Genomic DNA, 4,705 nt, shown 5'->3' on the forward strand with positions numbered 1-4,705 from the left:
CGCGCCTACCTGGAAGGCTTCCTGGGCGAAGACGACCTGGCGCACTTCCGCCAGGAAATCACGGCCACCACGCGCGGCCTGCGAGGTTTGTCGTCCTACCCTCACCCGTGGCTGATGCCGGACTTCTGGCAGTTCCCCACCGGCTCCATGGGCATCGGCCCCATCAACGCGATCTACCAGGCGCGCTTCATGCGCTACCTGGAGCACCGCTCGCTGGTGCCAGGCGCCGACCGCAAGGTGTGGGGCATCTTCGGCGACGGCGAAATGGACGAGCCCGAATCCATCGCGGCGCTCACACTGGCCGCGCGCGAAAAGCTCGACAACCTGATCTTCGTCGTCAACTGCAACCTGCAGCGCCTGGACGGCCCGGTGCGCGGCAACGGCCGCATCATCGATGAACTGGAAACCCTGTACGCCGGCGCGGGCTGGAACGTCATCAAGCTGGTCTGGGGCAGCGACTGGGACGCGCTGCTGCGCCGGGACACGGGCGGTGCGCTGGCCCGCGCCTTCGCCAACACCGTGGACGGCCAGTTCCAGACCTTCGCGGCCAACGACGGCGCCTTCAACCGCGCCCACTTCTTCAACCAGAATCCGGAACTGGCCGCATTGGTGGCCGACTGGTCCGACGAGGCCATCGACCGCCTGAGCCGCGGCGGCCACGATATGGTGAAGATCCACGCGGCCTACCACCGCGCCGCGCGCCATCGCGGCCAGCCCACCGTCATCCTTGCCCAGACCAAGAAAGGGTTCGGCATGGGAACGGCCGGTCAGGGCAAGATGACGACCCACCAGCAGAAAAAGCTGGACGACGAGGCGCTGCTCGCCTTCCGCGACCGCTTCGCCCTGGCGATTTCCGACGCCGACTGCCTGGCGCTCAAGTTCTACCGGCCCGCCGGCGACAGCGCCGAGATGCGCCACCTGCAGGCGCGCCGCGCCGCGCTGGGCGGCTACATTCCGCGCCGCAACGCCGAGGCCCCGCGGCTTGCGCCGCCGGATGCAGACCAATGGGCGCGCTTCGCCCTGGCCGCCGACGGCAAGGAAATGTCATCCACGATGGCCATCGTGCGCATGCTCACCGCGCTGCTGAAAGACGCCACCGTGGGTCCGCGCATCGTGCCCATCGTCGCGGACGAAGCCCGCACCTTCGGCATGGCCAACCTGTTCCGGCAGATCGGCATCTATTCCGCGCAGGGCCAACTCTACGAGCCCGAGGACATCGGCTCGGTGCTGTACTACCGCGAGGCCCGCGACGGCCAGATCCTCGAAGAAGGCATCACCGAAGCCGGCGCGATCTCGTCATGGACCGCGGCCGGCACCAGCTATTCGGTCAACGGCCTGCCGATGCTGCCCTTCTATATCTATTACTCGATGTTCGGATTCCAGCGCATCGGGGACCTGATCTGGGCCGCCGCCGACCAGCGCACCCGGGGCTTCCTGATCGGCGCCACGTCGGGCCGCACAACGCTGGGCGGTGAAGGCCTGCAACACCAGGACGGCTCCAGCCACATCATGGCCGCCACCGTCCCCAACTGCCGCGCCTACGACCCGGCCTACGCCTACGAGGTCGCCGTCATCGTCGAACACGGCATGCGCCGCATGCTGGACGAACAGCGCGACGAATTCTTCTACCTGACCGTCACGAACGAAAACCTGGCGCAGCCCCGCATGCCCGACGATCCGGCCACGCGCGAAGGCATCCTGCGCGGCCTGTACCGGCTGCGGCCCGCGCGCGGCATGGCTCAGGTCCGCCTCTTGGCCGCCGGCCCCATGCTGCGCGAGGCCGAGATGGCGGCCACGCGCCTGCAGGACGAATTCGGTGTGGACGCCGAGGTCTGGAGCGTCACCAGCTTCTCGGAACTGGCCCGCAGCGGCCGCCAGGCCGAGCGGGCCGGCGTGCTGGGTCTGGACACCCCCGACGATCAGGACTGGGTGCGCGCCTGCCTGGGCGACAGCGACGCGCCGGTGATCGGCGCCAGCGATTACGTGCGCGCCGTGCCTGAACAGATCCGCGCGTACGTGACCGCGCCCTACCGCACGCTCGGCACCGACGGGTTCGGGCGCAGCGACACCCGGGCAAGGTTGCGCGATTTCTTCGAGGTCAGCGCGGACTGGATCGTGCTATACGCCCTGGACAGCCTGGGCAGACGGGACGACGCGCGCGCGCTGCGCGAGGCCCTGAATGCCGGCAGCCGCCAGTCACCCCCTTGGGAAATCTGACCCCTCGTCCATCAAACCTCGTCCATCGGTCTGACGCAGCGCACGCGTTTGCTTGATTAAAAGCTAACCAAAGCGAACGCTCGCTGCAGTGCAGCAACCAAGCACCCGCGCTTTCTGGTGAAATACGGGTGTTCCCCAAGCATTTCGCAAAGAATACGGCGGGCCGCGAGCCCGCCTTTTGGCATCCCCGTTTTTTTCATCCCTGTCTTTTTCCGTTAGCCCTTTCAGGCCCCGATCCCATGGACGAAACTCTCACCAAACTGGCGTTGGACTACCACGCCTATCCCACTCCCGGCAAAATCTCGGTCACCCCGACCAAGACCCTGGCCAACCAGGACGACCTGTCCCTGGCCTACTCCCCCGGCGTGGCTGCGGCTTGCATGGCCATTTTCGACCAGGGCGACGACGCGGCCTCCAAGTACACGTCGCGCGGCAACCTCGTGGGCGTGATCACCAACGGCACCGCCGTGCTGGGTCTGGGCAACATCGGCCCGCTGGCCGCCAAGCCCGTGATGGAAGGCAAGGGTTGCCTGTTCAAGAAATTCGCCGGCATCGACGTGTTCGACATTGAACTGGCCGAGAACGATCCGGACAAGCTCGTCGACATCATCGCCGCGTTGGAACCCACGCTGGGCGGCGTCAACCTTGAAGACATCAAGGCGCCCGAGTGCTTCTACATCGAGAAGAAGCTGCGCGAGCGCATGAAGATCCCCGTCTTCCACGACGACCAGCACGGCACCGCCATCATCTCGTCGGCCGCCATCCTGAACGGCCTGAAGGTCGTGAACAAGGACATCGGCTCGGTCAAGCTGGCTTGCTCCGGCGCCGGCGCTGCCGCCATCGCCTGCCTGGACCTCCTGGTTCACCTGGGCATCAAGCGCGAAAACATCTTCGTGGTGGACTCGCGCGGCGTCATCTGGGACGGCCGCGACGAGAACATGGAAGCCAACAAGAAGCGCTACGCGCAGAAGACCGACGCGCGCACGCTCGCCGACGTGGTCAACGGCGCCGACGTGTTCCTGGGCTGCTCCACCGCCGGCGTGCTGACCGCCGACATGGTCAAGACCATGGCCGACCGTCCGCTGATCCTGGCCCTGGCCAACCCGGAACCGGAAATCCGCCCCGAAATCGCCAAGGCCGCGCGCCCCGACTGCATCATCGCAACCGGCCGCTCGGACTACCCGAACCAGGTCAACAACGTCCTGTGCTTCCCCTTCATCTTCCGCGGCGCCATGGATGCCGGCGCCTCGCGCATCACCGAGGAAATGAAGCTGGCGTGCGTCAAGGCCATCGCCGATCTGGCGCAGGCCGAGCAGAACGATGAAGTCGCCCGCGCCTACGCCGGCCAGGAACTGTCGTTCGGCCCCGAGTACATCATCCCGAAGCCATTCGATCCGCGCCTGATCGTGCAGATCGCCCCGGCCGTCGCGCAGGCCGCCGCCGACTCCGGCGTGGCTGCCCGCCCCATCGAGGACATCGAAGCCTACCGCCAGAAGCTGATGGGCTTCGTGTACCACTCGGGCCAGTTGATGCGTCCGCTGTTCGCCCAGGCCAAGAAGGCGCCCAAGCGCGTCATCTATGCCGACGGCGAAGACGAACGCGTCCTGCGCGCCGTGCAGACGGTCGCCGACGAAAAGCTGGCGTTCCCGATCCTGATCGGCCGTCCCGCCGTCATCGAGATGCGCATCCAGAAGGCCGGCCTGCGCCTCGTCGCCGGCCAGCACTTCGAGATCGTCGATCCCGAAGACGACAGCCGCTTCAACGAGACGTGGAATGCGTACTACCAGCTGAAGGGCCGTGAAGGCGTGACGCCGGCCATCGCCAAGGCGATGATCCGCAAGCACAACACGCTGATCGGCGCGATGCTGCTGCGCCGTGGCGATGCCGACGCGCTGCTGTGCGGCGTGGCCAGCAAGTACGACAACCAGCTCAAGTACATCGACGAAATCATCGGCAAGAAGGAAGGCCAGACCTACGCCGCCCTGAACGTGCTGATGCTGCCCGACCAGACGCTGTTCGTCACCGACACGCACGTCAACGAAAACCCGTCGGCCGACGAAGTGGCCAGCATCACCATCCAGGCCGCCGACGAAATGCTGCGTTTCGGCGTGGTGCCGAAGATCGCCCTGCTGTCGCACTCGAACTTCGGCAGCCGCGTCACGGAATCGTCGCGCAAGATGGCCGCCGCGCGCCAGATCGTGCAAGACCGCGCGCCGGACCTGGAAGTCGACGGCGAAATGCACGCCGATGCCGCCCTGTCCGAAAAGATCCGTGTCCTGGCCTATCCGGACAGCACGCTGAAGGGCCGCGCCAACCTCCTGGTCATGCCCAATCTGGACACCGGCAACATCACGTACAACATGCTGAAGATGACCGGCAGCAATGGCGTCGCGATGGGTCCGATCCTGCTGGGCGCCGCGCGTCCCGTGCACATCCTGACCACCAGCGCCACCGTGCGCCGCATCGTCAACATGACGGCGCTGGCCGT

General features: G+C 66.4%; 2 protein-coding genes. Both read left to right on the plus strand.

The genetic code is table 11. The annotated features are described in order from the left end of the window. On the plus strand, positions 1-2,217 hold a 2,217-nt coding region (aceE, locus tag RT697_RS19925; protein ID WP_313701255.1), incomplete at its 5' end, for a pyruvate dehydrogenase (acetyl-transferring), homodimeric type. Between the two features lie 239 nt (positions 2,218-2,456). Beyond that, positions 2,457-4,705, plus strand: a 2,249-nt coding sequence (locus tag RT697_RS19930) for an NADP-dependent malic enzyme (RefSeq protein ID WP_313701257.1), incomplete at its 3' end; no start/stop codon positions are given.

This window comes from Achromobacter sp., from assembly GCF_032113835.1.
In the GTDB taxonomy this organism is placed as follows: Bacteria; Pseudomonadota; Gammaproteobacteria; order Burkholderiales; family Burkholderiaceae_B; genus Achromobacter.